Annotated in this window: 28 protein-coding genes and 1 pseudogene; 21 read left to right on the top strand and 8 right to left on the bottom strand. The window is 58.7% G+C overall.

Annotation, left to right across the window (positions count from 1 at the left end; all coding sequences use genetic code 11):
• From OKW78_RS05160 to OKW78_RS05125, 8 genes are all read left to right on the top strand, one after another.
• Positions 1–196, top strand: a 196-nt coding sequence (locus tag OKW78_RS05160; RefSeq protein ID WP_281194156.1) for a hypothetical protein, incomplete at its 5' end; no start/stop codon positions are given.
• Positions 197–251: 55 nt separating this feature from the next.
• Entirely contained in the window at positions 252–689 is a 438-nt protein-coding gene (locus OKW78_RS05155; RefSeq protein ID WP_210113746.1) for a TRAM domain-containing protein, read from the top strand.
• Between the two features lie 92 nt (positions 690–781).
• Positions 782–1612, top strand: coding sequence for a type IV toxin-antitoxin system AbiEi family antitoxin (locus OKW78_RS05150; protein ID WP_210113745.1), 831 nt, complete (start codon positions 782–784; stop codon positions 1610–1612).
• 5 nt (positions 1613–1617) lie between these two features.
• The gene (locus OKW78_RS05145; protein WP_210113744.1) at positions 1618–2421 is read left to right on the top strand and encodes a nucleotidyl transferase AbiEii/AbiGii toxin family protein; all 804 of its coding nucleotides are present in this window, start codon (positions 1618–1620) and stop codon (positions 2419–2421) included.
• A gap of 261 nt (positions 2422–2682) precedes the next feature.
• Positions 2683–3621, top strand: coding sequence for a ParA family protein (locus OKW78_RS05140; protein ID WP_115864494.1), 939 nt, complete (start codon positions 2683–2685; stop codon positions 3619–3621).
• The gene (locus tag OKW78_RS05135; RefSeq protein WP_010890437.1) at positions 3614–4033 is read left to right on the top strand and encodes a hypothetical protein; all 420 of its coding nucleotides are present in this window, start codon (positions 3614–3616) and stop codon (positions 4031–4033) included. Before OKW78_RS05140 ends, OKW78_RS05135 begins: the two co-directional genes overlap by 8 nt.
• A gap of 392 nt (positions 4034–4425) precedes the next feature.
• Entirely contained in the window at positions 4426–4797 is a 372-nt protein-coding gene (locus OKW78_RS05130; RefSeq protein ID WP_094530790.1) for a helix-turn-helix domain-containing protein, read from the top strand.
• On the top strand, positions 4794–5183 hold the full coding sequence (locus OKW78_RS05125) for a type II toxin-antitoxin system PemK/MazF family toxin (RefSeq protein ID WP_144928147.1): 390 nt from the start codon (positions 4794–4796) through the stop codon (positions 5181–5183). The genes OKW78_RS05130 and OKW78_RS05125 overlap by 4 nt, the downstream gene beginning before the upstream one ends.
• Here OKW78_RS05125 and OKW78_RS05120 read toward each other — a convergent pair.
• Positions 5100–5615: pseudogene (locus tag OKW78_RS05120) on the bottom strand (SRPBCC family protein). The gene OKW78_RS05125 and the pseudogene OKW78_RS05120 sit on opposite strands and share 84 nt — an antisense overlap.
• A gap of 154 nt (positions 5616–5769) precedes the next feature.
• Between OKW78_RS05120 and OKW78_RS05115 the strand changes: the two are divergent.
• Positions 5770–6852, top strand: coding sequence for a DUF2249 domain-containing protein (locus OKW78_RS05115; RefSeq protein WP_095638134.1), 1083 nt, complete (start codon positions 5770–5772; stop codon positions 6850–6852).
• Positions 6853–6945: 93 nt separating this feature from the next.
• Here OKW78_RS05115 and OKW78_RS05110 read toward each other — a convergent pair whose 3' ends face one another.
• The 4 genes from OKW78_RS05110 to OKW78_RS05095 form a co-directional block, all read right to left on the bottom strand.
• On the bottom strand, positions 6946–7569 hold the full coding sequence (locus OKW78_RS05110; RefSeq protein ID WP_095638133.1) for a hypothetical protein: 624 nt from the start codon (positions 7567–7569) through the stop codon (positions 6946–6948).
• Between the two features lie 84 nt (positions 7570–7653).
• On the bottom strand, positions 7654–8832 hold the full coding sequence (locus OKW78_RS05105; protein WP_144928144.1) for a hypothetical protein: 1179 nt from the start codon (positions 8830–8832) through the stop codon (positions 7654–7656).
• A gap of 49 nt (positions 8833–8881) precedes the next feature.
• Positions 8882–10240: a cbb3-type cytochrome c oxidase subunit I gene (locus OKW78_RS05100; RefSeq protein ID WP_144928141.1), complete on the bottom strand. Its 1359-nt coding sequence runs from the start codon at positions 10238–10240 to the stop codon at positions 8882–8884.
• A gap of 245 nt (positions 10241–10485) precedes the next feature.
• Positions 10486–11844 carry a heme o synthase gene (locus tag OKW78_RS05095; RefSeq protein ID WP_095638130.1) on the bottom strand — a complete coding sequence of 453 codons (1359 nt, stop codon included), beginning with the start codon at positions 11842–11844 and terminating at the stop codon, positions 10486–10488.
• A gap of 88 nt (positions 11845–11932) precedes the next feature.
• On the opposite strand from OKW78_RS05095, the gene OKW78_RS05090 reads away from it, so the two are divergent.
• From OKW78_RS05090 to OKW78_RS05055, 8 genes are all read left to right on the top strand, one after another.
• Positions 11933–12415 (top strand): metal-dependent transcriptional regulator, encoded by a 483-nt coding sequence (locus tag OKW78_RS05090; protein WP_095638129.1) that lies wholly within the window; start codon positions 11933–11935, stop codon positions 12413–12415.
• A gap of 71 nt (positions 12416–12486) precedes the next feature.
• Complete coding sequence (locus tag OKW78_RS05085; protein WP_095638128.1) at positions 12487–12720, top strand: DUF2249 domain-containing protein; 234 nt, start codon at positions 12487–12489, stop codon at positions 12718–12720.
• Positions 12721–12845: 125 nt separating this feature from the next.
• Positions 12846–13325, top strand: a complete 480-nt coding sequence (locus OKW78_RS05080) for a redoxin domain-containing protein (protein WP_095638127.1) — start codon at positions 12846–12848, stop codon at positions 13323–13325.
• A 655-nt stretch (positions 13326–13980) separates the two neighbouring features.
• Complete coding sequence (gene nirK / locus OKW78_RS05075; RefSeq protein WP_186313446.1) at positions 13981–15051, top strand: copper-containing nitrite reductase; 1071 nt, start codon at positions 13981–13983, stop codon at positions 15049–15051.
• Positions 15052–15261: 210 nt separating this feature from the next.
• Positions 15262–17100 carry a multicopper oxidase family protein gene (locus tag OKW78_RS05070; protein WP_144927944.1) on the top strand — a complete coding sequence of 613 codons (1839 nt, stop codon included), beginning with the start codon at positions 15262–15264 and terminating at the stop codon, positions 17098–17100.
• Positions 17101–17408: 308 nt separating this feature from the next.
• Positions 17409–18683 (top strand): IS4 family transposase, encoded by a 1275-nt coding sequence (locus tag OKW78_RS05065; protein WP_128904735.1) that lies wholly within the window; start codon positions 17409–17411, stop codon positions 18681–18683.
• 15 nt (positions 18684–18698) lie between these two features.
• Entirely contained in the window at positions 18699–19079 is a 381-nt protein-coding gene (locus OKW78_RS05060) for a cupin (protein ID WP_095638125.1), read from the top strand.
• Positions 19076–19381, top strand: coding sequence for a cupin domain-containing protein (locus OKW78_RS05055; protein ID WP_095638124.1), 306 nt, complete (start codon positions 19076–19078; stop codon positions 19379–19381). Before OKW78_RS05060 ends, OKW78_RS05055 begins: the two co-directional genes overlap by 4 nt.
• A 305-nt stretch (positions 19382–19686) precedes the next feature.
• On the opposite strand, the gene OKW78_RS05050 is transcribed toward OKW78_RS05055, so the two are convergent.
• Complete coding sequence (locus OKW78_RS05050) at positions 19687–19839, bottom strand: hypothetical protein (protein ID WP_186313447.1); 153 nt, start codon at positions 19837–19839, stop codon at positions 19687–19689.
• Positions 19840–20443: 604 nt separating this feature from the next.
• On the opposite strand from OKW78_RS05050, the gene OKW78_RS05045 reads away from it, so the two are divergent.
• The gene (locus tag OKW78_RS05045) at positions 20444–20584 is read left to right on the top strand and encodes a DUF2080 family transposase-associated protein (protein WP_144049586.1); all 141 of its coding nucleotides are present in this window, start codon (positions 20444–20446) and stop codon (positions 20582–20584) included.
• Between the two features lie 9 nt (positions 20585–20593).
• Positions 20594–21823 carry an RNA-guided endonuclease TnpB family protein gene (locus tag OKW78_RS05040; protein WP_144927947.1) on the top strand — a complete coding sequence of 410 codons (1230 nt, stop codon included), beginning with the start codon at positions 20594–20596 and terminating at the stop codon, positions 21821–21823.
• Positions 21824–21893: 70 nt separating this feature from the next.
• Here the strand turns inward: OKW78_RS05040 and OKW78_RS05035 are convergent, their stop codons facing one another.
• A complete protein-coding gene (locus tag OKW78_RS05035; protein WP_144049585.1) occupies positions 21894–23111 on the bottom strand; it encodes a hypothetical protein in 1218 nt (405 codons plus the stop codon).
• A 544-nt stretch (positions 23112–23655) separates the two neighbouring features.
• Between OKW78_RS05035 and OKW78_RS05030 the strand changes: the two genes are divergently transcribed.
• Positions 23656–24327: a helix-turn-helix domain-containing protein gene (locus OKW78_RS05030; protein WP_144927952.1), complete on the top strand. Its 672-nt coding sequence runs from the start codon at positions 23656–23658 to the stop codon at positions 24325–24327.
• A 95-nt stretch (positions 24328–24422) separates the two neighbouring features.
• Positions 24423–24809: a CGCGG family rSAM-modified RiPP protein gene (locus OKW78_RS05025; RefSeq protein WP_233139242.1), complete on the top strand. Its 387-nt coding sequence runs from the start codon at positions 24423–24425 to the stop codon at positions 24807–24809.
• Between the two features lie 45 nt (positions 24810–24854).
• Here the strand turns inward: OKW78_RS05025 and OKW78_RS05020 are convergent, their stop codons facing one another.
• The gene (locus OKW78_RS05020; RefSeq protein WP_186313448.1) at positions 24855–25220 is read right to left on the bottom strand and encodes a group 1 truncated hemoglobin; all 366 of its coding nucleotides are present in this window, start codon (positions 25218–25220) and stop codon (positions 24855–24857) included.
• Positions 25221–25253: the final 33 nt, after the last annotated feature.

Raw genomic sequence — 25253 nt, 5'->3', positions numbered from 1 at the left:
AGATGCCTCGATAAGCCGCCGCTATCTCGCGGTTTCTCGCTTAACTAAAGACAGATGGAGTGACCGGGTCGCTTCCGGAAAGGAAGCACTTGTAATTGGGTTCTACCCGGATACTGTATCGCTGGCAGGCGATTCTGCTGGAATTGCACCTCATAGTTTTCCGGAAATTCCAGGAAACACGAGCCTTCCTGAATAGATACCTATCTTCGCGGAAGATAACCGATTAACTACCAGGGGCTGTAGGTCAGCGTATGGTTGAGGTTCCAGAGTCGCTCCAGAGTCTGTTTAGCGCAACTGTAGAAAAACGAGGAGAGACATATACACTCGAAGTTCCGCAAACTGAGATTGATCACGGCGCTATCTCTCCTGGTGAAACATACCGGATCGGCGTACTCACGCAACGACAATCCTCGACGAAGACAGCTGACGAACGCACAGCACAGGAGCAGCCCGCTCCGTCCGAACGAAATTCTGGACCACCTACCCCACCGGTCACTGAAGGGGAAGTCCGTGACGTGACGATCGAGACAGTCGGCGATCAAGGCGATGGAATCGCGAAGGTCGAACGCGGCTATGTCGTTATCATTCCAGGTGCGCAGCCCGGTGACGAGCCGACCATCGAAATCGACCAGGTCCAAGAGAACGTCGCATTTGCCAGCGTTGTCGATACCGGCCCTCAATCACTCTAACTAGGCTCATAATCCGGTGTCTGCCCGGCAGGGTGGAGGAGGCGCAACGTTGAAGCCTGCCGGGCTTCATATTCTATGTACGAAATGCAGGTATGAGTTCCACACAAGAGACCCAAACTATACGGCAGGGACTTTCGACCCGTGAGAGCCGACTCCTCTCGCATCTCGCCGCGGAGGGCCACCAAATCATCTCGATCGACGATATCGAGGCGACACTCGAGGTCGCGCCGAACACCGCCCGCGAGATCGCCTCCCGACTCACCGAGAAAGGGTGGCTGGATCGGCTGCTCCCCGGCCGATATCTCATCATCCCACTCGCTGCCGGTGAAGAGGCCGTATATACGACCCACGAGTATCTCATCGCCTCGCACGTCGCTGAGCCGATGTACATCGGCTACTACAGCGCCCTCAGCCATCACGGGCTGACCGAGCAGGTTCCTCGAACCGTCTACGTCGTCACCCCAACGCGAGCCCAGAGTCGCGAGATTCACGGCGTCCCCTATCGCGTTGCGACGGTCACCGAGCGGAAGTTCTTCGGCTACGAGCCGACGTCCATTGAGGGGACCGCCGTGAACATCGCCGACTTGGAGAAGACGCTCGTCGACTGTGCCGACCATCCCGAGTACTGCGGTGGTATCCGAGAACTCGCGAAAGCAATGGTCGCCGCGGACGACCAGGACTGTTCGTGGGCGACCGTCGGTGAGTACCTCCAGCGACTCGACAACGGTGCGGCGACCAAGCGAATCGTCTACCTTGCCGACCAACTGGATATCGACCTCCCAACGCGTGAGACGCTCGTCGCGTCGTTCACGAGCGGGTATTCGCTGCTCGACCCGACGCAGAGCGAGCAGGGATTATACGACAGTGAGTATCGCCTCCGAATTAACGTTGACCCGGGCACGCTCGGTCCGACGGAGTCCTGATTCTAATGATCAGTCAAAACCGACTCCGTGTCCTTGCCCGTGAGCTAGGTGTCCGCCAGGGCTATGCTGAGAAGAACTACGTCAACTCCTGGATTCTCTGGGGTATCTTCACGAGTGACTTTGGCGAGAACCTCATGTTCAAAGGTGGAACGGCGCTGAGCAAACTGTACTTCCCCCAGTCGTGGCGATTCTCAGAGGATCTCGATTTCGGCGTCGAAGGTCAGTACAACGAATCAGAAGACGACCTCCGTGATGTCCTTGACACAGTTACCGAGCGCTCCGGGATTGAGTTCACCATCAGCGAGCACCACGAGTCCCGCCAGCAACACTATCCGACACACTACGTCGACATGAGCATCCAGTATCGGGCGGTGCTTGACCATCCGAATACGACCAGTCTCGACGTGATGGTCGACGAGTACGTCGCATTCGACTCGGTTCACCATACGCACTCCTACGAGGATATCCCGGAGTTCGAACTGCAGGCGTATAGTGTCGAAGAGATCTTCGCGGAGAAACTTCGGGCGATCTTCCAACGGGGTGCTGCCAGAGACTACTACGATCTTTATCAGCTCTTAGAGACCGAATCTGTTGAGATTGAGTTCGACGTTGTCCTGCCTGCCTTCGAAGCAAAGTGCGACCACGACGACCTTGACGTCGATCTCACCACAGGTCTGCCGGGTGACCAGCGCGAGGACATTCAGCGCCAGTGGGAAACCTCACTTCCAGACCTGACCGGTGATCCACCGCTGTTCGATACTGTTTGGAAGAGACTGGACGAGGCCGTCATTGACAAAGGGACGGAGTAGGTACGAATCCTCTCGCCTGCGGCACGTACTAGCCCTGCACTATTAGGGGTATTCTGAAATCGGATACTATTCTAAGATAGCATCCTATTCATAGAGATTTTCTATCGATACTACTTATGCTATTTTAACAATTCAGGCTACCTTTGCTACTCATACTATTCATGCTATTCTTACTATTCAAACTATTCGGTCTATCTTGGCGATTCGGGCTATTCACTGCCCTTAGTTATAAGAGGGGATAGGGCACTATTCCAGAATAGCATGGCGGGAACGAATAGCGGGAATAGCATAGATAGCACGAATAGCCCAAATAGCCCGTACGAATCCGTGGATACAGCGGGGAATTCTCGGGCTGTCTCAGTCTGCATGCTGAAGGGTGGCGTTGGCAAGTCAACCATCGCAGTGAATCTCGCGCGTCAACTCGCCACCCACGACCATGATGTCCTCCTCATTGACCTCGATCCGAATGGACACGCTTCAGTCGGTCTCGGGTTCGATGACCACTATCACAATACAGACGAGGGCATCGGTGAGGTATTCTTCGATGAGGCAGATCCAACCTCAGTCGTCTACGATACCGAATATGAATTCGATATCCTTCCCTCGAGCGAGGATCTCGAGCAAGTCGAGCGAGAAATCGTCGTCGGTGACGTCTTCCAGCCGTCTGCTCTGTTGAAGCGCGAAGTCGTTGAGCCGCTGCTGGGCGACGAATACGACTTCATCGTCACGGACTCGCCCGCATATCGCTCGCGACTGACCGACAACGCTCTCGTCGCGACGTCTAATCTTGTTCTTCCACTAGCGCCCGGCAACGAGGCGATGTCCGGACTGGAACGCACTATCGAGCGCCAGATTGCTCCGCTGCGAAAGCACATGGACGTCGACGTCCTCGCACTCGTCCCGAATATGCTGGATGGGCGTATCGACCAGCAAACGCAAGATCGCCAGCTCCTCGAACGGCTGAACTCCCACAACAGCTTGCAGGACCGTATTCCGAACTTCGCTCGAATCACGGATTGGGAGGCTGTGGGCAGCGGCGACATTAGTCCGACACCAGGTATCCGAGACCGAACGAGTATCACGAAAGCGTACGGTGAACGCAAACCGCTATTGGACTACGACGCCAACTGTGATCAACTGAAGAATTTCGACGAACTCGCGCACATCGTCGAGGCCGGTGAGGTGGTCCGGCATGGCTGACGACGGTGACCCGTTCGCAGATCTTAGTCAGACGCTGGATGACGATGCTGACGATCAGGACGAGACGAAGAGTGAACAGGAACCGCGCGAGCCACCCGCCTCAGACACGACAACCGAACACGTCGACGAACCGGATGAGGGGGACGTCGAGGAACTGGACCCGATGACAGATACTGCCTTTTCATACGAGGCAGCCAATCAACGGCCGTTTTACGCTCGCGAAGAGACTATCGAGAACTTCGATTCCTGGCTGAACTACGAATTAGAGCGCGAGCTAAGTACTCGCGGCTATCAGAATATCGTTGTCCGTGAGATGACTGATGCGTTGCTGCGCACGGTTGTAGAGGAAGACTTGGTTGACGAGGTGGCTGAACGGTTCGAGCAAGAACGAAAGAATGCGATTTCAAAATAGTCTGAATAGCATTCTATTTCTTTTCAAGGAGAACGACGGGGGGATGTCCATCTCTTCAGGAAGGAGGTTTACTGGAATAGGTCAAATAGCATGAAAAGTATTCTATTCATATATGCACCTCCACAAGGGCACGGGACGCATGAATTCTGGATGCGTCCATCGCTGCCCGACGAACTATATTCGCGTATCTGACCAGAGAGAACGGGTTTCTACGTTATAGATCGGTAAAACAACTCGAAAATGGACGCCCACTGGTAGTTGAGACTGGCCGTCTCAATGTATACGATTCTCGAACTGCTTCGACGAGGCTACGGGCGGAGTATCCCCTTCAGCCATTTCGTCGCTTTCACACCTAACACTCATTACGATTGACACCGTATTTCTGCTCAACGATGTCCATCGACCGAGATACCTTCGAGAAGACGAGCGAGGACGAACTCGAGGAACTTTCCGTCCCGGATCAGGTGCTGGGATTTCTCGCCGCCAACGATGATCGCGCGTTCAAGGCCCGCGAAATCGCCTCTCAGATCGGTCTCGATGAGGGCGCGGTCAGCACCGCGCTCTCGAGACTGAAGGACCGCGATCTCGTCGAACACAAAGCGACGTACTGGGCGATAACCGACGACACAGAGCGACTCGACGGATACAGCGGGTACGAACGAGCGACCGCCCTGTTCAACCAGCGACTCGGTACAGAGGACAAGGAGTCCTGGCGCGAACACGCACCCGAGGAACCACATCCGAGCGTCGAGGACGAACAGTGACCGACGAAGAGACACCGATTTTCGAGCGTGACGACGTCGTCTACGGGGATGATCCGTTCAAAGGTGAGAGAGATGCTCGGCCATGGATCATTCTCTCGAATCACGAAGGCCGTCCGTTCTACGGCGATCAGTATATCGCGCTCACGTTGACGTCGAAATCTTGGATGGACGGCCTAATCGACATCCCCGGTGAGAGTTGGCTTCGTGGTGGGATCCCGGATGAGAGTCGGATTGTTCTGTGGGGAGTCCAATCGATCGTCCGCGAGGATATCGATTTCTGGCAGGGCCGCCTTGACAGCGATCTATGGGAATCGCTGATAGTAGCGATTATCGTTGATCTCCTTGATCGTGATCTTCGACGGGACATCATCTGGGAAGTCGTCTAGTCACTCCTCACCTTCGTTTAAGCTTGTCCCCTCTTCAAGCCAATCGACCTGAGCCGTGAGTTCCTTTCGCCGTTGGCGTTTGATGATCGTTGAGTCAAGTACATCTCCGATGATCGCAACGTCAAGCGCGAACTCCGTCGTTGCGACCACTTCGCTCCCGTTAGGATCTGATGTGACGGTGTACGCTGTCCGCATCTCCTCGAAGATGCCCTTGCGCTGTTCGTAGGCGAGGTCGGCGTCAGGACGGTCAACGAGTTCAAGCGTGAGTTCGATAGTCGCGATCCCCATTTCGTTCGCGACGCGAACCGTTTCGCCGTCTACGTGAACCTCATCGAACCCCGACGCTCGCATGAACTGATCGAGTTCGTTCATCGATTCGCGGACAACAGTCGGAGGCGCGTCGATCGTTCGCGAAAGCGTTACCGAATTCATGGGTCGGACTTGTCTTTCGAAAGCGGCCGAAACTCTTGTACTGGATTGGTGAGCATCCGATAATTCAGATCTCAATTCCGTCTCGTTTCACGGATGTCCCGAACAAGTTCGGCTGAGGGACCATCTTCCTTCGCGACCGTACTCGATCCGAGAGATGGTTACCGAAATCGACCTGCGGGATTCCTCGCCTCGCGAGTTCCAAGACCGGATCGACGACGCGTTCGACGAGATTGAGACGGGTACCGAAGTCCTCGTTATCTCTGATCGAGACATCGACGCTCATCTGCTTCGGTACCAGATCGAACGGAACCGTGCCCTCGACTGGGCCCACGAGGATCCTGACGCCGAACCGCGCGAGGTCGGGGTGTCCAAACAGGAACCACTCGGTGACGGGGAGTTAGGGACGTTCGACGTGCGTGATCTGATACCGCAGCGGCGACACGAGGTGTTACTCGATACGTTCAATCGCCTCGGATCTGGTGAGGGGTTCGTGCTGGTCAATGACCACGACCCGAAGCCGCTCTACTACGAACTTCGATCGATGCACGGCGATGTCATCGACTGGGAGTATACAAGTCGTGAGTCGGGTGAGTGGCGCGTCAAAATCGTGAAGACCGACGCTTCGATAGCCGACAACGAGGGCGTAATCACGCGATACGATGTCCGGGAGATCCCGAAGCCGGATCGCCACGAGACGATCCACCACCGGTACGGCATGATACCCGATGGCGAGACGATGGAACTCATCGCTCCGCACGAGCCGCGACCGCTCCGTCGCGAGTTTCGGGAGCAATATGATGACACGTTCGACTGGGAGGTAGTCGAAAAAGAGCCCGGTCGCTGTCGGGTACGGATCACAAAGTCTGAACGAAGTGAATCCACAGCTGACGGTGAGGATCCCACATCCGCGATGTCTGACAATGACGAGGTGTCCACGGAAGCGTCCGTCGAGATCCCAGAGAGTACGGCTGAGCTCGACGTCCGCGACCTTCCACCCGCGCAACGACACGAGAAGATCTTTGAGACGTACGCAGATCTCGACGACGGAGAAGGATTTACCCTCGTGAACGACCACGACCCGAAGCCGCTGTACCACCAGTTCGACGCCGAGGCTGGCCCGGAGTTCTACTGGGAGTATCGCAAGCGTGACCCCGGCGAGTTTAGAGTATTGATTGGGAAGGCCGAAACGCATGACGACGACCCGACTGCCGCGGAGGATCCAAACGCACCGTTCTGACGAGGCTGTTTCGAAAACGGACTGATCCGGAGCGAGACCCGAATCGCGGTACCGATCACGCAGTGGCCGTTGCCCTGGGGGGACCAGATCCTTTCAGAACGGAGCGTCCGGCGATCCGCGGCTCGGTCCCTCGTTTTTCATCGAACGTTCCATCGGGTTCGACCCGATTTCGGTGTCGCCCTCCGGATCGGCGGTCACGTCTCCCGTCTCGAGATACGTCTGCTCGAGGTCGGCGAGCTGCTCGTTGATCGCCTCGCTCTGGTGGTGCATGGGTGCCGCGCGGACGCGGATGAGGTCGTACTCATGTCGTTCAGAGAGCCCATTCCACGCGCGGAACGACCCGATCGTCAGCGTGTGGGTCTGTGGACAGAATGGAGTCGTCGGCGTGAACTCGGCACGGAGTACGCGGTCGATGTCGTCCGCCTCGACGGCGTCATCAGCGTCGTCGCGTTCGACGGCGTAGCGGTAGCCGGCGCTCGTGTGCCGCGTGTCGAGATTCAGCCGGGCGAGATTGTAGTTGAACGTCATATCGTACACCTTTCGGTCCTCGAAGCAGTCGCGCGTGAGACGGTGAAACGCGACGTGGTCCGCCCCGGTGAGCAGATCATGAGGTTCGAGGAACTCGCCCGGCCTCGGGACGTGATCCGAAACGAACTCGTCGTACCCGTCGAACAGGTCGCTGTCGTCGGACCCGAACAGCGACGGAAAGCTGGGCATACCCAGTTGTTCGAGATCGTGAGGGGTACTCCTACTCCCGTACATGTTCGGATGGCGGTCTCCTCGTCCGAAAACGGTCGGGTATCAACCGTTCACAAACCGGCATCCGAGGAGGTAGCCACATCCGATCGCACCGATTACCGACCCGAGAATTCCGATCACGCGTACCGGTTCGTACTGAAGGGCAACTCCCACCGATTGTACGGCGACACCGGCTCCAAGCAATGCGATCGTCACACGGGCCGCGCGTGGGTTCGCCCCCGTGAACTGACCGCCGGTAATTGGGAAGAATAGGTACGCGTATCCGACGATTGTGAGCGGAAAGAATCCGGCGAGGATGAGCGTTCGATGGACGGCGAGCGATATCGGATCCCCGAACCCGAACGCCACCGGAACGACCGACACGACGGCGGTCCCTCCTGCGATCGCACCGAGTGCGATCCCGGATACACCGACCCGTCTGCGATTCGTTTTCAGAATAACGAATAGCACGAGGGCTGCATACCCGAGCATCGCGAGTGTCGCGAAAACGCCGCCGACCCGGAACCACGGATCGATCCAGAGGAACGTCCCCAGAAAGGCCGGCGCCAGGGCTCCGGCCACGAGCACGATCCAGACGACGGGGCGAGGTAACGAGACGTGGAAAAACGCCGTCAGCAACCGCATGCCGAGCGCGTAGATTAGCAGCGTTGCGAACCCGGTGAGGTAGTAGTGGGTGACCTGTGCTACTGTGACCGTCCCGATTCCCAAAGGGGCGACGGTCATGAGGAGAGCAACCGTTCCGACGAGGAGATAGCAGACAGCAACCGGAATCATCGCTGTGGCCAGTCGAGTCGAGCGTTGGGATCGTCCACTTCCTCCAAGTGTTCCAGCTACTGTGCCGACCGCAGCTGGACCGACAGTCGCCAGCAACGACCCGACGAAAATGAGGACACCGGTCGTCCAGAGCGTCACACCAAGGGGTCTCAGGAGAATCCCCGCCGTAACGAACTGATCCGCCACGAGAAGGCTGACACCGACATAGGCGAGCCCGAAGTGAATCCCCGCGAGTCGCTGATCGACGAGGGTCTTGCCGACGTACGAGGGAAGCAGAAGGTACGCCATTCCGAACACCATCGGACAGACGAAGCCGAACACGCCGATCAGGACGGCAACCTTGTTTGCCCCACCGAGCAATGCGAGAAGCGAGCCCACGAACGACCCGACGCTCGCCACCGTGAAGCGTTGTGTCCACGTCCACAGTCCAGTTGGTCCCGTGTTCATGAGTGTTGACCTACGCTCAGGACGATCCCCGGGCGTTCTGCTGGCAAATCTAGTCGTCGGCCGCCTCATCGAGATCGTGCGCTCTGCGCGGCGAGAATGACCCCAACACGATCCGATCAATCGAATGCGGGCTGTGACGGACCAACATGAGGACCAAGTTGGACACGAACGCCACGACGCCGACGCCCACTAGCAGTCCGCCGAGGTGCCCCGGCGTTCCGGCGACTTCCAGTAGGTTCGCGCCCACGATCAGTGCGCTTCCGCCCCCGAGGAGTACCCCGTCGATCGCGGCGATCCGATCGTCGTAGAGGTCGTCGATCATCGGGACGTCCTCTAACCCTAACAGATCGCTGTACCGGTTGACCCAGATGACAAAGGGAATGATGTGATACAGCGTCCCCACGACGACGAACCCGATTGCACCCAACAACAGCAGATGACCAGCGTTCGCCGCGCCGAGCAGGTGATCGCGCGTCAACGGGTCAGATATCCACGCGGGTTCTGTGACGGCGATCCACAGCGCGAGCGCTCCCACTGCCACCATGTACCGCGTGTGCATCGGGGTCCGTTCGACCTGCATCTCGTACAGTTTGCGTGCCAAGATGAGAGAGAACGCCGACGCGGCGAACAGGATCAGCAGACCGCCGACCCGCGCGGCGGGGGCGTGACCCACGAGTCGACCGACCGCGAGCACGACCACGCCGATGGGATGCGCGATCTCTTCGATGGACCGGAGACGGTGGTCGATTCCGTGGAGTTCCGTCTGCGTGAACATCGTTCCGAGCTGGTACAGCGCGCCGTACACCGTCGTGAGAACGGCACCGAAGACCGCGAGGGTCGCGTGGGCGCCCACCACCCTGGACCGGCTGACGCCGATTCGCGAGAACGTCGGAACCGTGAAATCGATCGCGAGGAGGACGCCCAGAACGGTCAACAGGAGGAAGAAGCCGAGCGCGCCGAGGAAGTGCCGTTCGGTGACATCGTACTCCTCGACCGTGGCGAGCGTTCGGATGATGTTGTACGCGAACGCCCAGAAGCCGACGAGCATGAGCGTGGCGAACGGGATCAGCCACGCTGTCTCGACCAGGAGGAATGCGACGACGAACCCAGAGAGACCGGCGACGACCAGCCCCAACTGTACGTTTGCGAGTCGCTGCGAGTGGAGGGTCGCGCCCGACCAGACGGGCACGAACTGCGTCATCGCCCCCATGATCGTGATACAGATCCAGCCGGCTAACAGGAGATGGACGTGAGCGAGCCGGCCCAGTCCTGGGACAGCGTTCAGATGTAAGCCAATCCCCAATCCAATTCCCGCGACGAGAAATACGAGACCGACAACAAAATGCCGTAATGGGACCGTCATTGGGGGCTGTTGGTCCGCTTCGATATTCCCCGGGATGGCACCCATAAATCAGGGTACGTTCTCCATATACCTGACAGGACCACCGAACATGTTCTCCTGTCGCCGACCGTGGAACACGTTTTAATGGTGGAGAGCACCTCTGGATCTGGCTACGCGCTCCGGTTTCGAGCCGGAACGACAGGCGACGGTTTAGCCGTTGGTGATAACAAAAATGAATATCAACACGCACCTGTTCGTTCCAATTTCACGATAGTGCCGGCCCAGCGGTAGCTGAAGCCGCAGTACTCGAGTTATACTGCGAGTGTTTCGACGAGAATTGCCACGAGGACGGCCCCAAGAAATGCATTCGAGGCGTGGAAACTTCTGTAGGCGGCCGCCTGTTCGTCTTCGGAATTTCGCTCATTGACATCATACTGCTTGACCACGCTTCGAACAAACACTGCTCCGAGCACCGTGGTGGTGAGGGCATAGAGTACACCAAAACCTGTGATGACCCCCAATAACACCGCGACGATCAGAGTGAGTCCGAGCCAGGCGAAGATCCGCTGACGTGCGGTCCGCACACCGGCGACGACCGGTAACATGGGATACTCGGCCCGTGCGTAGTCCTCACGGTGGGCGATGGCAAGATTGTAGAAATGTGCCGGGGTCCAACAGCAGACCACGAGCGCGAGGAGAACCGCCGAGAGACCGACGGTCCCGGTCACGGCACCGTACCCGATCAGCGCGGGCAGCGCTCCGGAACCGCCCCCGATCACGGTGTTCCATCGGGTCGTCGGCTTCAACACGACTGTGTAGACGTACGCGTAATAGATGATTGCCGCCACCGTGAGCACGGCCGCGAGCGCGTTGACGAACGTCACCATCACCGCCATCGAGGCGACAACAAGCGCGACGGCGAAGCCGGTGGCGCGTCGAACTCCGACCCGATCGGTCGCGATCGGTCGATCAGCGGTCCGTCGCATCTTGCGGTCGCGGTCGCGCTCGTACACGTGGTTGAACGTCCCCGCCGCACCGATCCCGAGGACACCGCCGCCGAGGGTCGCCACGACCGTCACGCCGTCCAGTTCAGCGCCGGTCGCGACGGCCAGTCCCATTCCCGCCAGCGCGAGCAGGCACAACAACCACATCAATCGGGGCTTCGTCAACTCGAGATACGTCCGCATCCGATCGCGGACCCGAGTTGACCCAGGTTCGGACACCGGGGACGGAACGTCACCGTCAGACGCGATCGGCGTTACGCCGTGATTCGGCCCGTTCAGTGTTCCGCTATCAACCGGTCCCCCCGCGGTCGTCTCTACTCTGATTACGAGCGTCGCGAGGAGGAAGGAGAACACCGCGATCCCGCCCAACAGGTGGACGCCGTCGAACGGCACGACGTTGGTTCGGCCCGCCAGCCCAACACCGGCCTGTGCCACGTACGTGATCACCGCCACGATCGTTCCGACGCGAACACCACGCGAGGCCGCCGAGTACTGGGCGAGAAGCGCCGTGGTGGCGAGCAGGCCCCCGACGGCCACCGCGGAGGCCTGGTGGACCGCGGCGACCAGCGAGCCGCCGTCCGCGGCGGCGGTCGCTCCGAGCGCGACGAGCAGGTACGTCCCCACGACTGACCAGGTCAGCAGCGTCGTGAGGCGTGGTCGATCCATACCTCCGGTCCAGCTTCGGACCCTGCGTCGTTTCCGCCGAACATATTCGGAGGTACCCTCATGTCCGGTGCACGTCGGACGTACGATAATGGCTATCGACCACGCACAGGCGGACGTCTGCGGCTGCGTGCGGCCCACCGCCTGCGTCGATCGCAACGGCGGGCTGTACCTCGTCGCGATCAGGCGGATCGGAACAGGTCGCGACGCTCGAGTTCGGACCGGTGAGGTGAGCGATCGCCTCGACGTCTCGCCGTCGAGCGTGACGGAGATGTTCGATCGATTTGCCGCTTCCGGACTCCTCCGATACGAGAAGCAAGCCGGGGTCGAACTCACCGATCGGGGGAGGGAGGTCACGCTGGAACTCGAAGCGTGCCAGTGTGCCGTCCGGACGTTCTTCCGCCGTCGAACGGGGTTCGATATGTCCCTCGAAGCGGGCTACCGTATCGGATACGTCCTTCTGGACGAGGCGATCGAACGCCTGCGAGCGCTCGTCGATGGTACGGCAAACGCGTGTTCCGCGACCCCGCCGAACGGAGCCGACCGATGCCCGTTCGCGGGAACCGAGCATTAACCGCCGCGGACGGTCGCGTCCCCGAATACGTTCGGGGGAACACGCACCTCCCCGTCGATACTTGAACGGATATGGCCACTGAGCGAAACGAGATCGATCGTCGCCTGGATGTCCGAGAGATCGACGGCGAACCGTTCGGCGACATCATGGCCGAGCTCGAAGCGCTCTCCGACGACGAGACGCTACTGTTGATCAACAGCTTCGAGCCGGAGCCGTTGTATCAGGTCCTCGAAGAACGCGGGTTCCAGTATGAAACGATGTCTGACGGGTCCGACGTGTGGTATATCGAGATTCGACACGAGTGACCTGATTCCGAGGGATCTGTCGATTCCCAGTATGACCGCTTCAGGACCGGTACCCACGTGAATTCGATTCCCCTCGAACATGTTCGTGTAAAGCTTATCCTTTGGACAACAAGAAATATATCCTGATGGTTGAGCATTCAGATACTGCACCGCTGTTCACCGCGACGCACGGAACGAGCGATCACGAGACGTTCGAATTGGAAGACCACCTGGGTGACGGACCGATCGTGCTCGCGTTTTTCCCAGGCGCGTTCACGCCACCGTGTACGAACGAGATGGTCGCGCTTCAAGACAATCTCGAGTCATTCCAAGAGGTCGGAGCGACGGTCTTCGGCGTGAGCGCCGATTCACCGTTCTCTCAGGGTGCTTTCCGTGATGAACACGGAATCGAGTTCGATCTCGTTAGCGACATGAGCGGTGATGTGATCCAGCAGTACGGCCTTGAGATCGATATCGAAGAGCTCGGACTGTACGGAATCGCGAACCGAGCGGTGTTCGTAGTTGATGAGACGGGAACGGTGACGTATCGCTGGGTCGCAGACGATCCAACAAATGAGCCGGATTACGAGGAGCTGCTCGAGGCCGTGAAGACGGCAACCGAGTAGAGCGATTCCACTACGACAGACAGATCCTTGCTCATGATCGCGTAATTCTCCTTCCAAGGCTACTCTACATTCGACTATGACCTCTGAACGGCATAACACGGAACGACGGCGAAATCGTCGCGACAACGTATCTGATACTGGGATCGACGTCCGCTGCGTCCGGAGACGGTTACAACATCATACGGCACGGATCGAACGCCGTCAGGTCGGAGAGGCGCTCTCCAAACTCGAGACGCAGGGTGGCCTCACCGACGAACAACGGCAAACCGTCCGGCTGCTCGGGGGTACTCTCGCTTGGCGGCTAATTTCGAACTTCGAGTCACCACTGAACGGACGTACTCAAAACAAGCAAGCAACCGCCCGCGCTGTCGCACGATTGTTTAATCTCGTTCCAGAGAGTCATTTTGATGATAAGTGCGAGCAGCCGTGATACACTCATCTTCGTGTGGCCCGGGTGTGTTCATGGACCGCGGCTCGAAATTCACTTCCGTCCGATTCCGTACTCGACATACTTATTAAGTATTTAAAACCCCGTATATGGTGGTAGATGGCCGTTTCAACCCCGATATTGGGGAACAGTATATATTATATATGTCACTACGATGCCTCTGTTGAGATGGGAAGCATCATGTCACAAGACCTCAGCAGGCGGAAGATGGTTGCAGCGCTCGGGATCGGAGCGGTCGGCGCGGTGGCCGGCTGTATCGGCGCGCCGGTGAACGCGGAAACGCCCCCACCGGAGGACCCGAACGAAGAAGTCGTCCCCGAACTGGACCCTGTACGTGACGTCCACGTCGACCGGATCGCGGCCGATCCGACCGACGTCCCGGCGCCTGTGAACTGGGACGAGCCGCGCGAACACGACGTCACTCTTCGAACAAAGGAGCTTGTCGCGGAGGTTGAGCCCGGAGTCACGTTCAAGTACATGACCTTCGAGGGACAGGTTCCCGGGCCGATGATCCGCGTCCGGCGGGGCGACACCGTCAACCTCCGGTTCGAGGTCCCGGCCGACGACAACAGCGACATCCACAACGTCGACTTCCACGCCGTGTACGGCCCTGGTGGCGGGGCCGTCGACACGACGCTGGTGCCCGGTGACGACGCGGCGGAACTGAGCTTCCGCGCCGAGTTCCCCGGCCTGTTCACCTACCACTGCGCGGTGCCGGCGATGGACCACCACGTCAGCTCCGGGATGTTCGGCGCGATCCTCGTCGAGCCAGAGGCGGGACTGCCCGCGGTGGACCGCGAGCTCTACCTCGGTCAGCACGAGCTGTACACCAAAGGCGACCTCGGCGAGAAGGGCCACCACGCCTTCGATCACGGTGCGATGCTCGCCGAAGATCCGACGTACGTCGTGTTCAACGGCGAACACCACGGCTTCACCGAGGATCGGCTCGGACCGATCGGCGCCGAGGTGGGCGAGACCGTTCGCGTGTTCTTTGTGAACGGCGGCCCGAACCAGTCCAGCTCGTGGCACCCGATCGGCAACGTCTGGTCGCGGCTGTACCGCGACGGCGACCTCGTCTCCCCGCCAGCGCGATACGTCGAGACCACGCCGGTCGCGCCCGGCACGGCGACCGTCGGAGAGATGGAACTCGCGGTCCCGGGCCCGATCAAGATCGTCGACCACGCGCTCTCACGGGCCGGACGCCGCGGCGCACTCGCGGTCGTCGACGTCGAGGGGGAGCCGAATCCGGACGTGTACGATCCCGGATCCGACGAGTAGGTTCGGATAATTCGTTGGGTTTTGTTTCCAAGAAGCTTGTCCGATGTCTTGATTCAGGACGGTCGAATGAAGAGGATATTCGTGGGCTCAGTTGTCAACAGAGGAGTTTCGGCTCTGACATCCCGTCTTTGTCGGCGAACATGTTCGGACTAATTCCCATTAAACAGGGTTTGTCCGGTCCCCTATTTACATGAACTGGCTAGCGCGTACATGGTTGGTGACGAGACTGGACGATCCCAGAGTGATGTTGCACGGCGGCGATTTCTCGCGGCCGTGGGTATCACCGGTACCGCGGCGTTCGCGGGCTGTTCCGCGAAAAGTATCGGCGCTCCGGTAGCTGCGGGCGACTCAGAAGACGCCGAAGGAGTGTCCGACGGGACCCATTCCTCACCGGATCTCGAACGGTGGGTCGACGAAATACCTCGTCCGGGTGTTATCGAACCGAGCGGAACGAAAGATGGCCAGCCTCATTACGAGGTGGAGATGGCCGAGATCGAACAGAAGCTCCACCGCGACCTTCCGCCGACGACCCTGTGGGGCTACGGCGGGCAGTTTCCCGGCCCGACGATCGAAGCCGAACAGGGCGAACCGATTTACGTTCGGTGGCAGAATCACCTCCCGGACGAACACCTGCTCCCGGAGGATCCGACGATCCACGGCGATATCATCCCGTACGACGAGCCGGGTGCCCGCGTCGTCCCGCACCTCCACGGTGGCAATGTCGAACACGAGAGCGACGGGAAACCGCAGGCGTGGTTCACCCGCAACTTCGAGCGGACGGGCCCCGACTTCGAGAAGAAGGACTACTACTACGCGAACGACCAGCCGCCCGCAACACTGTGGTACCACGATCATTCGCTCGGCATCACGCGACTGAATGTCTACGCCGGCCTCGCGGGGTTCTATCTGATCCGGAACGACCACGAACGAGAGCTCGATCTTCCGACGGGCGACAACGAAATCCCACTCGTGTTGCAGGACCGGAGTTTCAACGAGGACGGCTCGTTATACTACCCGACGGACGTCCCAGCGACAGAAGAGGATGAAAACGATTCACATCCCGACCCAAGCATCGTTCCGCAGTTCTACGGTGACACGTCGACGGTCAACGGGAAGGCGTGGCCCCGACTGTCCGTCGATCCCGAACAGTATCGGTTCCGCCTGCTCAACGGGGCCAACAGCCGATACTACAACCTCAAGCTGCTCGAATACGACGATGAATCGGGCGACACGGGTGAGGCGGGGCCGCCGTTCGTCCAGATCGGGAACGACGGCGGGCTCCTCTCGAAACCGGTCGAGACCGCTGACCGTCTCGAACTCGGATCGAGTCAGCGCGCGGATGTCGTCGTCGACTTCAGCGAGTACGCGGGCGAGACCCTGCTCCTGCATAATAACGCCCCGGCGAAGTATCGCGGGACGAGCGGAATCGGGCCGGAGGACTCCGAACCCCTCCCGGAGGTCATGCTTATCGACGTGGCAGCCGCGGAGAGCGAGCAGGAGCCAACGCAACTCCCAGACGAACTGACGCAGGTCCCCGAGATTCCGATCGAATCCGTCGACACCGAACGCTTCCTCACGCTCGCCCGACAAACGGACGAGTACGATCGGCCCCTCTACGCACTCGGGACTCGCAACGAAAAGATCGGGTACGAACTCACGGACCCGGTCACCGAGACCCCGACGCTTGGGGACACCGAGATCTGGAGTCTCGCCAACTTCACGGGGATGTCCCACCCGATACACCTCCACCTCGTTCACTTCCAGGTGTTGGGACGGCAGTCGGCTGCTGATTACGATCCCGCCGAAGACGACATCGATCTGGACGCGCTCGATGCCCCCGAGTCGTACGAACTCGGGTGGAACGACGTGGTCACCGTCGACCCAGGTAATGTGGTACACGTGATCGCACACTTCGGGGAGTTCAAGGGGCTGTTCTCCGATCAGACAGGCGATTACATGTGGCATTGTCACATGATCGAACACGAGGACCACGACATGATGCGACCGTTCAAGGTTCGATCGCCCGATGACGAGGGTGGAAGCGAGTAGTCGTCGACGGGGGGCGTTCTGACGGGAACATGTTCGTCCCAACCCTATTACCGCTCCGTGCCGCAGGTTGAGTCGCATGAATTTAGGCCAACCTAAAAACCATCGAGCGGGCAAATCGTCCATCGCCGGCGCCCGAGCGGCGGTCCGGACAAACGACCGCGGCGCCTGCCGAACGGGTGATCCGGTATGACGGCCATCCGTCTTCAGTTAAGCAAGAAACCGCGTAACTGCGGTGGTTTATCGGGACATCTTTCGGAAGGAATGAGGAAGTCCAGTCTGTGCACGACAAGGACTCCTCATCTCGAATTATGCGTCGGCTCACTACACTGTTTCCCTCTGAGTTCCTCAAACAGCACGCCGAGGAACTCGGCGTGGTCGAACGTGACCGAAAGCTTCAGATTCCTGCCTTCGTCTGGACATTCGTGTTCGGCTTCGCCGCAGGCGAAAGCCGAACACTCGCCGGGTTTAGACGCTGTTACAACTCGACTGCCGATGAGACGATCTCACCGAGTGGGTTCTATCAGCGGTTGACTCCGACGCTTGCGGAGTACCTCCGCGACCTCGTCGAGCGCGGTCTCGACGAGGTCGCTGTTCCTGACGCGACAGCTGCTGATATCGACCGGTTCAGAGATGTGATGATCGCTGATGGAACGGTGTTGCGGTTACATGAGTTTCTTTCAGATCAGTTCGAAGCCCCCCATGAGGAGCAGGCTGGAGCGAAGCTCCACCTGCTCCATAATGCCACAAAGCAGACGATCGAACAGATTGATACTGCTGACGAGAAAGCACACGACAGCACCCTGTTCAAGACAGGGCCATGGCTTGAGAACCGTCTCATGCTGTTCGATCTCGCCTACTTCAAGTACCGCCGGTTTGCGCTGATCGACGAGAACGACGGCTACTTCGTCAGCCGGTTGAAGAAGAACGCGAACCCGGTGATTACGGCAGAATTACGGGAATGGCGCGGCCGCGCCATTCCCTTGGAGGGCAAGCAGCTCCGAGCTGTTCTCGACGATCTTGACCGGAGGTACATCGATGTAGAGGTCGAAGTGGAGTTCAAACGAGGACCGTACAACGGGACGCAGTCGTTGGATACGAAGAGGTTCCGCGTCGTCGGCGTCCGCAACGAGGACGCCGACGACTACCATCTGTATATGACGAATTTGACGAGGAAGGAGTTTTTTCCGGCTGATTTAGCGCAGATCTACCGATGTCGGTGGGAAGTTGAGTTGTTGTTCCGTGAGCTGAAGACGCAGTACAACTTGGATGAGTTCGACACGAGCGACGAACACGTGGTGAAGATCTTACTATACGCAGCACTGCTGTCGCTGCTTGTAAGCCGCGATTTATTGGATCTGGTCACTGAACAGGCGGATGATGAGCTCGTGTTTCCGACAGAGCGCTGGGCGGCGACCTTCCGGTCGCACGCCCAGCTTTTCCTCCACAAACTGGGTGAGTACCTCGGCTACTCACCACCGCCGCTGCTTGAACGACTGATCGAAGACGCTCAAAAGATCCACAGGCAGCGACCGATCTTACAAGAGACGCTCGCTACCGCTACACGTCCGAGGTGTGAGTCTTAACTGAAGACGAATGGTATGACGGCCGTTGACTTCGACGCGGAACGGACGTACGACGACGAGAAGTTCTCGACAGTCGAAGTATTTCGGAGCGAACAGATGAAAGTCGTCTGCGGCTATTTCGAACCGGGACAGTTTATCCCGGTTCACGCTCCATCAAGTGACGTGGTGATCGATGTCCGTTCCGGCACCGGGCTCATCCGCGACGGGGATGCGGAACACCGCGTCGAACCAGGAGATGTCGTGACCGTCGGAGCGGACACCGACCGCGGTGTCAAGGCCGACGACGACTCGCGGCTCGAAGCGCTGCTCGTCACCGCTCCACCGCCGACCGACGCCGAACACGAACCGGTCCGCCGAGGACTCCGAACCGACGAATTCGATCCGACCGATACATGACGACGATACACACCCTCAACGAACTGGACGGACAGCCCCACGCCAACGTCTTCCCCGACGCTGAACCGAAGACGATCAGACTCACTCTCGACGCGGGCGGCGAAGTCGCTCCTCACTCGCATCCCGACCGCAAAATCGTGTTCCATCTCATCGAGGGGGCGATCGAGTTGGAACTCGACGGCGAGACACATGAGCTGTCGGCAGGCGACGTGGCTTGCTTCGACGGGGACCAAGAGATCGCTCCCCATGCCGTCGAGGATAGCACTGCACTAATCGTCTTGGCGTCTCGGTCAGACGAGTAGCCAGAGGAGAGTGGTACTGCCTCTGTACACGGAAGACTACCTCTGGTGAAACCTCGGTCTTCAGACGCACTATGGTAAGGAACTACCGGTCGCTGAAGACTGCAACCTTGGTCTCAGAGGGAAAATGCGTCGCGTCTGCCTCTAGATCGCCAAGGCAGAACGCTTGCTCCAGTATCTCAACTACATCTGATCCGTGATGCTATGGAACTTTCCCCGAGCAGAGACACCTAACTTCCGCTGAAATCTCCACTTTTCGAACTTATACTAGAGGCGCGACGAAGAACACTTTATTCCGCTGTCTGCGACTACTCCGGTGCTACAACATCTTCACACACTGGACACTCGGCCCACACGCCCTTGGTGCCGTCGTCCTTCTCATATTCAACAAGAATCCACGCCTCCGAGATGTCCTCACCACATTCCGGGCAATGACCGAGAGATGATTCGTCAGCGGTCATGGAAAGGGATGGAAGAGGCGTGTGACAGTATTCCTTCCAAACAATTGTCAATCGGCCTTGAACGTAAGCCTTTGGCGGCTACTCGGGTCGAACGCACCGAATTTCTAGGGAATACAGATCACCAGTAGGATTAACTCACAACCACCAGAACTCTGGATCCCATGAGTGTCCGCACAGTACTTACACGGCTACTACTCGGTGACAAGACTGAGGTAGTCGTGGAGAGCCGCCAGTGCGGTGAGAATCTTTCATCGGGGGCAGATGAGTGTCCCACATGTGGGTCGGATGAAATAGAGCGCCTCCAGATTTGAGTAGACTACCGCGGTTGGGATACATCGGTTAATGTCGTCAATCAGGAGAATTTGCGTGGCTGCGAGACTCTTCTCGAAACCGTTTCCACCAGTGACGTGAATGGACAAACGTGACGTACCTCCGTTTGATCCTAGTTTACCTGAATTGAGCCGCTAAGGCCCCTTCCTCAACGAGCGACCGGAGGGAGCGAGTAGGGAGGGGATACAGCGCCGCACGATTCTCAGACACGTTCGACGCTCGGACCACAGGGCCACCGCCACATTTATGTTGAAATTAAGTGTAAACACAGGCGATGGATAAACACGAAATCGAAGGCCACGAAGTCATCGACGGGACGGCCAAAGCCACCGGCAACGGCGCTCACGTCCTTGTCCCGAAACGATGGCGTGGCGCGGACGTGAAAGTCGTCAGAACTACCGACCCCGACGAGTAGCACCACCCGATGAACTACAACTACAGGTATCGACTTCGACCGTCCGACGCCCTCGAAGAACAGTTAGCGTGGACTGTCGATACCTGTAGACAGGTCTACAACCACTTCCTCCACCGCCTGAATCGGAACGACGACACCTCGTCGTACTCTGAACAGAAACTCCTGCCGAGTCTCAAGAAGTGGTGGAGCGACCTAAAAACCGTTCACTCGAAGGTGCTACAGAAGGTCGTTCAGCGGTTGTACGACAACCTCTCGACACTCCAGGGCCGGAAAGAGAACGGCTACCGCGTTGGGACGCTCAAGTGGAAAGTACCGGGTGAGTACCGCAGTTTCACCTACAGTCAATCCGGCTTCAAGCTCAAGAACACGAGCGGTCGGACCCGACTGTGGCTCTCGAAGCTCGGAGAAATCCCCATCACCTTCCACCGCGACCTCCCCGACGACGCCGAAATCAAGACCGTCACCGTCAAACGCGAACCGACCGGTAAGTGGTACGCCATCCTCGGTGTCGAAACCCCAAACAACCCACCGGAGAAGCCGGAGAATCCCGAGAAGTGCGTTGGCATCGACGTGGGGATTCTCAAGTACGCCCACGACACGGACGGAACCGCCGTCGAATCTCTCGACCTGTCCGCCGAGCGGGAGCGGTTGGAACGCGCCCAACGCAACCTCTCGCGGAAACAGCACCGGTCTGCGAATTGGGAGAAACAGCGCCGAGTTGTGGCCGAACGCTACGCCGAGTTGAAGAACAAGCGCCGCGACTTTCTTCACAAACTCTCGAACTACTATGCCCGCGAATACGACCTCGTGGCCGTAGAGGATTTGGACGCAAAGGGGTTGGTCGAGCTACCGGGCAACTCTCGGAACCGCGCAGGTGCAGCGTGGGGGACGTTCCTGCGGATGCTGGAGTACAAGTGTAAACGCGAAGGGACACACTTCGTCGCTGTGAACCCGAGAGGGACGACGAAAGAGTGCGCGTCCTGCGGCGTTTCAACCGAGAAGCCGTTGTGGATCCGGGAACACTCGTGCCCGGCGTGTGGGTTTGAAGCGGATAGGGACGCGAACGCGGCGTGGAACATTCTTTCTCGCGGTATCAGGAAGCGGTTAGGAGCGGGACGCTCCGAATCAACGCCTGTGGAGACTGCGCTCCCTGTGGATACCTCGGTATCTGCAAAGTGCGTCGTTGAAACAGGAAGCCCCACCCTCAAGGAGCGAACGGCGTCAGCCGTGAGCGAGTAGGGTGGGGTAGTTCACTAGAAGTACCCCGTTTAGATAAGACGATTTGATACGGCCGAGTTGACCGAGAAGATCATGTCGATCGTGCCCTGAACACACTCGCGATGAGGTACGCGTACCCGAACGCACCAAAGAGCGTGAGCCAACGGCCGAGAGTGATCGCTTGTGTCGAAAGAGACGCCGTCGAGGAATTGAAGACGGCGATCACAGCGGCACCGAGGATCTCAATCCCGAGTCCGCAAGCGAGCGCAGCGATCGCTACGCTCGCGGAACGGTTCGACGACCCGGGAAACGCGCCCAGCCGCGGCGGATAGAACTGAAACGATGTTCCGACGATCATCAGGCCGAGAAAGCCGAGCAGGTTGACTCGGAGGTGGGTCTCGATCAACGCCGGAGACGTTCCGCCGACTGCGAAGAGACCGCCGAAAAGGACGCCGATGACGCCGAACGTCGCGCTTGGGAGAAGGGCGTACAATCCGATTCGGCGTTTGTCGGACTGGAACCACATTCCGAAGACGACGAGCGCGAAGCCGACCATCGCGATCACCATCAGAGCGGCACCGAGTGGGAGCAATCGTTCGTCGACGAACCCGCCGGCGATGATCCCGGGGGCAGTCGCGGCAACGGGTAGGACAAGGGCGGCCGACGATCGGGTCGGATGTGCGCCGAGGAACCGCGGAAGCAGTCGAAAGCCGAGCGTGACCACGAGCAACGTCGCAGCCCCGGCGGCCAAGAGATGCGTTGCGGCAGCCTGGACGCCGATCAGCGGCGGGAGTTCGCTGGCCTGTCCGGCGACGTTCTCGTAGCTACCGGCGAGGAGATACAGGAGAACGATCGGGACGAAGCGATTCGCGAATCGGTCGAGCGGCCGTCGGTCGGCGTTGTGATCCCCGGTTCCAGTCGTCCCGCGTCGGAGTGGTCCGGCGATCGTCAGTACGATTGATCCGACGAACACGGCGACGCCGACCGCCCAGAGCACACCGCCGAGAACGCCGAGGTCGACACGGAAGCGACGAACGAGAAGCGGGTCGAGCGCGAAACACGCAGTCCCCATAACGATGAAGGGAAACTGGACCATCGGGGCGTGTTCGAAGACGAGATCAGCGTCGAAGTACGCCGGCACGAGGGCGTAGGATTTGCCGAAGATGACGTGGAACACGAACCCGAACACGCCCAACGCCACCGTCGTGCGTCGCGGGAGGCCAGCAACAGTGGCAACCTGCCAACAACAGAGTGCGATCACCCCGATGAGAACGTATCGACGCGACCAGCGTGAGATTTCAGCGGCCATGGTTCACTTCTGCTATTCTCGAGGTACTTGATCTGTTCTGTCAATTGCCCGTTACTCGTCGGCAACCGATTTTGTCCGAACGTAGTATGGCCCATCCCAATTTCGGACCCACTCCGGAGCAGCAGGGTGCGATTGTAACTGATTCGCCTCGTACGATTCGTCCGGGAACACAGTTCCCTCCTCGTCAGTTCCGTCCTCCCAGGGTATTTCGAACGTTACTGGTTCCCGATTTTTGGCGGGAGTCAGTTGTTTGTCTGCCCCATCGTCTAGGTGGTACGGTCCGTCGACCCATTCTTGTGGATTGAATGTGACTGCTATATCTGATTTTGTATTTGTCATGGTAATCGATATTCCGGTGTGTTCTCATATTCTCGCAGAAAGACCGAAAAGGGATAGGATGACTCTCACTCCGTGGGATACGAAGCGGCACTCATCTCCAAATCCACGTGAGAGTCTCCGTTCGCCTCCGATCTGACGAACCGATATCCACTGAGATCGGGGTACGAAGACGAATCCATTTCCCCGGTGACAGCGAATGGTGAATATGGCACAGGCTCGACTCAACGTTGATCTCCCAGACGGACCGTGGGTCGGTGAGGTCTCTCGGGACTTCCCGGAAGCACGGATTCAGGTACTCAGTGCGACCCCCGGAGACGGTGCGGGGTTCGCGCTCGTGAAGATCACCGCTGACGATATTGATGAAATTCTGGACGCGATAACGGTCCACGACACGATCGAGGAAGTCTCGGTAATGGCGTTGAGTGACGGGGTTGCCACCGTCCAAGTCGAGGCACATGCACCGCTGTTGATGGCGGCTGCACGGCAGGCCGGCATCCCGATCGAGATGCCCGTTGAGATCGAGAACGGAGTGGCCCGAATCGACGTCACCGGCGCCCACGAGCGCATCGCCGACTTCGGGAAGATGCTTCGAGGCGTCGGTGCGGAGTTCGATGTCGAGTACGTTCAACAGCGGCTGAACCCGGCTGAATCGCTCACCGAGCGGCAGCGAGAGCTGTTGTTCGAGGCGGTCGAACGCGGTTACTACGACGTGCCACGCACCTGTACGTTGACAGAGGTCGCCGAACACGTCGGGATCGCGAAATCCACGTGCAGCGAGACACTCCAACGCGTGGAACGAACGATCGTCCGGGAGTTCGTCGACGATCTCCCTCGAAATCCGCTCGAATTCGATCCCGGCACAGACACCGATACGTAGAGCGTCGGTCTCAACGATTCGTGACGAATGGGAGGTCGTCGGGATTGCACCCGTGACCCCCGACCTGGCTCTCCGCAAAGCGGAACGTAGCGAACATGTTCGCACAGACATGGAGGCGTGTCCGTCTCATACATATTCTCATGTCCACACGGAACCAGCAATCAGACCGCGAACGTACCACGGCTGCCTCCGAAACCAACGAGTTGGCACCCTCATTTCTCGATGAGGAGCATGATGCGTCGTGGTCCGCAAACCTCGAACAGGAACGGTACGCTGACGATCGAGAGACGCTAATCGAGCACGCCCTTGCGGCGATCAATCAGACGGAACCTGACTACCACGTCAACCTCGTCACGCATCCGAACCACGGCACTCCCGAGGAGTACCTTGAGGCGCCGATCCACGACCACTACCCGGACGCAGAGACCAGCGTCGTCGATCAGTGCGGTTGTGGCGGCTACGTGTATCGCGTCCAGCAGTGAGTTGTGAAAAAAGCTCCTCAGAAAGACCTCTCGACTTACATGCGTTTACTGGGCCACGACATCCGGCTTGAGCGCACCGACTTCATCGAGGATCGCGTCGACGTCGTCCTCGGTGACACCGTTCTCTCTGAGCGCTTCGGCGAGGTATGTCGCAACGCGACCGAAGGCTTCCCCGGTGATTCCCATTCCCTCGTGAGCAGCCTGCATATCGGCGCCGTCGTATGATACCGGGCCGCCTGCTACGGCACTTATGAATTGTACTTGGTGAGCGTACAGCGCATCACGGTCGATATCTTCGAAATACGGCTGAAGAAGTGAATCTGAGAAGACACGATCATAAAAATCGGCCACGACAGATTCGACAGCTTCATTTCCGCCGATCCTTGCGTAGATTGTTTGCGTTTTCGCCACTACTGTCACTTAATATCTCAAGAATAAGACTGC

The organism is Halorubrum sp. F4, assembly GCF_027257195.1.
In the GTDB taxonomy this organism is placed as follows: Archaea; Halobacteriota; Halobacteria; order Halobacteriales; family Haloferacaceae; genus Halorubrum.
Note: the sequence above shows the minus strand (reverse complement) of the source record. Positions and strands in the feature narration are given on the sequence as shown.

What these genes read in the sequence shown, in the direction of transcription:
- OKW78_RS05155 (WP_210113746.1), top strand. Translation starts at nt 252, where the DNA reads ATGGTTGAGGTTCCAGAGTCGCTCCAGAGTCTGTTTAGCGCAACTGTA.
- OKW78_RS05150 (WP_210113745.1), top strand. Translation starts at nt 782, where the DNA reads ATGAGTTCCACACAAGAGACCCAAACTATACGGCAGGGACTTTCGACC.
- OKW78_RS05145 (WP_210113744.1), top strand. Translation starts at nt 1,618, where the DNA reads ATGATCAGTCAAAACCGACTCCGTGTCCTTGCCCGTGAGCTAGGTGTC.
- OKW78_RS05140 (WP_115864494.1), top strand. Translation starts at nt 2,683, where the DNA reads ATGGCGGGAACGAATAGCGGGAATAGCATAGATAGCACGAATAGCCCA.
- OKW78_RS05135 (WP_010890437.1), top strand. Translation starts at nt 3,614, where the DNA reads ATGGCTGACGACGGTGACCCGTTCGCAGATCTTAGTCAGACGCTGGAT.
- OKW78_RS05130 (WP_094530790.1), top strand. Translation starts at nt 4,426, where the DNA reads ATGTCCATCGACCGAGATACCTTCGAGAAGACGAGCGAGGACGAACTC.
- OKW78_RS05115 (WP_095638134.1), top strand. Translation starts at nt 5,770, where the DNA reads ATGGTTACCGAAATCGACCTGCGGGATTCCTCGCCTCGCGAGTTCCAA.
- OKW78_RS05110 (WP_095638133.1), bottom strand. Translation starts at nt 7,569, where the DNA reads ATGCCCAGCTTTCCGTCGCTGTTCGGGTCCGACGACAGCGACCTGTTC.
- OKW78_RS05105 (WP_144928144.1), bottom strand. Translation starts at nt 8,832, where the DNA reads ATGAACACGGGACCAACTGGACTGTGGACGTGGACACAACGCTTCACG.
- OKW78_RS05100 (WP_144928141.1), bottom strand. Translation starts at nt 10,240, where the DNA reads ATGGGTGCCATCCCGGGGAATATCGAAGCGGACCAACAGCCCCCAATG.
- OKW78_RS05095 (WP_095638130.1), bottom strand. Translation starts at nt 11,844, where the DNA reads ATGGATCGACCACGCCTCACGACGCTGCTGACCTGGTCAGTCGTGGGG.
- OKW78_RS05090 (WP_095638129.1), top strand. Translation starts at nt 11,933, where the DNA reads ATGGCTATCGACCACGCACAGGCGGACGTCTGCGGCTGCGTGCGGCCC.
- OKW78_RS05085 (WP_095638128.1), top strand. Translation starts at nt 12,487, where the DNA reads ATGGCCACTGAGCGAAACGAGATCGATCGTCGCCTGGATGTCCGAGAG.
- OKW78_RS05080 (WP_095638127.1), top strand. Translation starts at nt 12,846, where the DNA reads ATGGTTGAGCATTCAGATACTGCACCGCTGTTCACCGCGACGCACGGA.
- nirK (WP_186313446.1), top strand. Translation starts at nt 13,981, where the DNA reads ATGGTTGCAGCGCTCGGGATCGGAGCGGTCGGCGCGGTGGCCGGCTGT.
- OKW78_RS05070 (WP_144927944.1), top strand. Translation starts at nt 15,262, where the DNA reads ATGGTTGGTGACGAGACTGGACGATCCCAGAGTGATGTTGCACGGCGG.
- OKW78_RS05065 (WP_128904735.1), top strand. Translation starts at nt 17,409, where the DNA reads ATGCGTCGGCTCACTACACTGTTTCCCTCTGAGTTCCTCAAACAGCAC.
- OKW78_RS05060 (WP_095638125.1), top strand. Translation starts at nt 18,699, where the DNA reads ATGACGGCCGTTGACTTCGACGCGGAACGGACGTACGACGACGAGAAG.
- OKW78_RS05055 (WP_095638124.1), top strand. Translation starts at nt 19,076, where the DNA reads ATGACGACGATACACACCCTCAACGAACTGGACGGACAGCCCCACGCC.
- OKW78_RS05050 (WP_186313447.1), bottom strand. Translation starts at nt 19,839, where the DNA reads ATGACCGCTGACGAATCATCTCTCGGTCATTGCCCGGAATGTGGTGAG.
- OKW78_RS05045 (WP_144049586.1), top strand. Translation starts at nt 20,444, where the DNA reads ATGGATAAACACGAAATCGAAGGCCACGAAGTCATCGACGGGACGGCC.
- OKW78_RS05040 (WP_144927947.1), top strand. Translation starts at nt 20,594, where the DNA reads ATGAACTACAACTACAGGTATCGACTTCGACCGTCCGACGCCCTCGAA.
- OKW78_RS05035 (WP_144049585.1), bottom strand. Translation starts at nt 23,111, where the DNA reads ATGGCCGCTGAAATCTCACGCTGGTCGCGTCGATACGTTCTCATCGGG.
- OKW78_RS05030 (WP_144927952.1), top strand. Translation starts at nt 23,656, where the DNA reads ATGGCACAGGCTCGACTCAACGTTGATCTCCCAGACGGACCGTGGGTC.
- OKW78_RS05025 (WP_233139242.1), top strand. Translation starts at nt 24,423, where the DNA reads ATGTTCGCACAGACATGGAGGCGTGTCCGTCTCATACATATTCTCATG.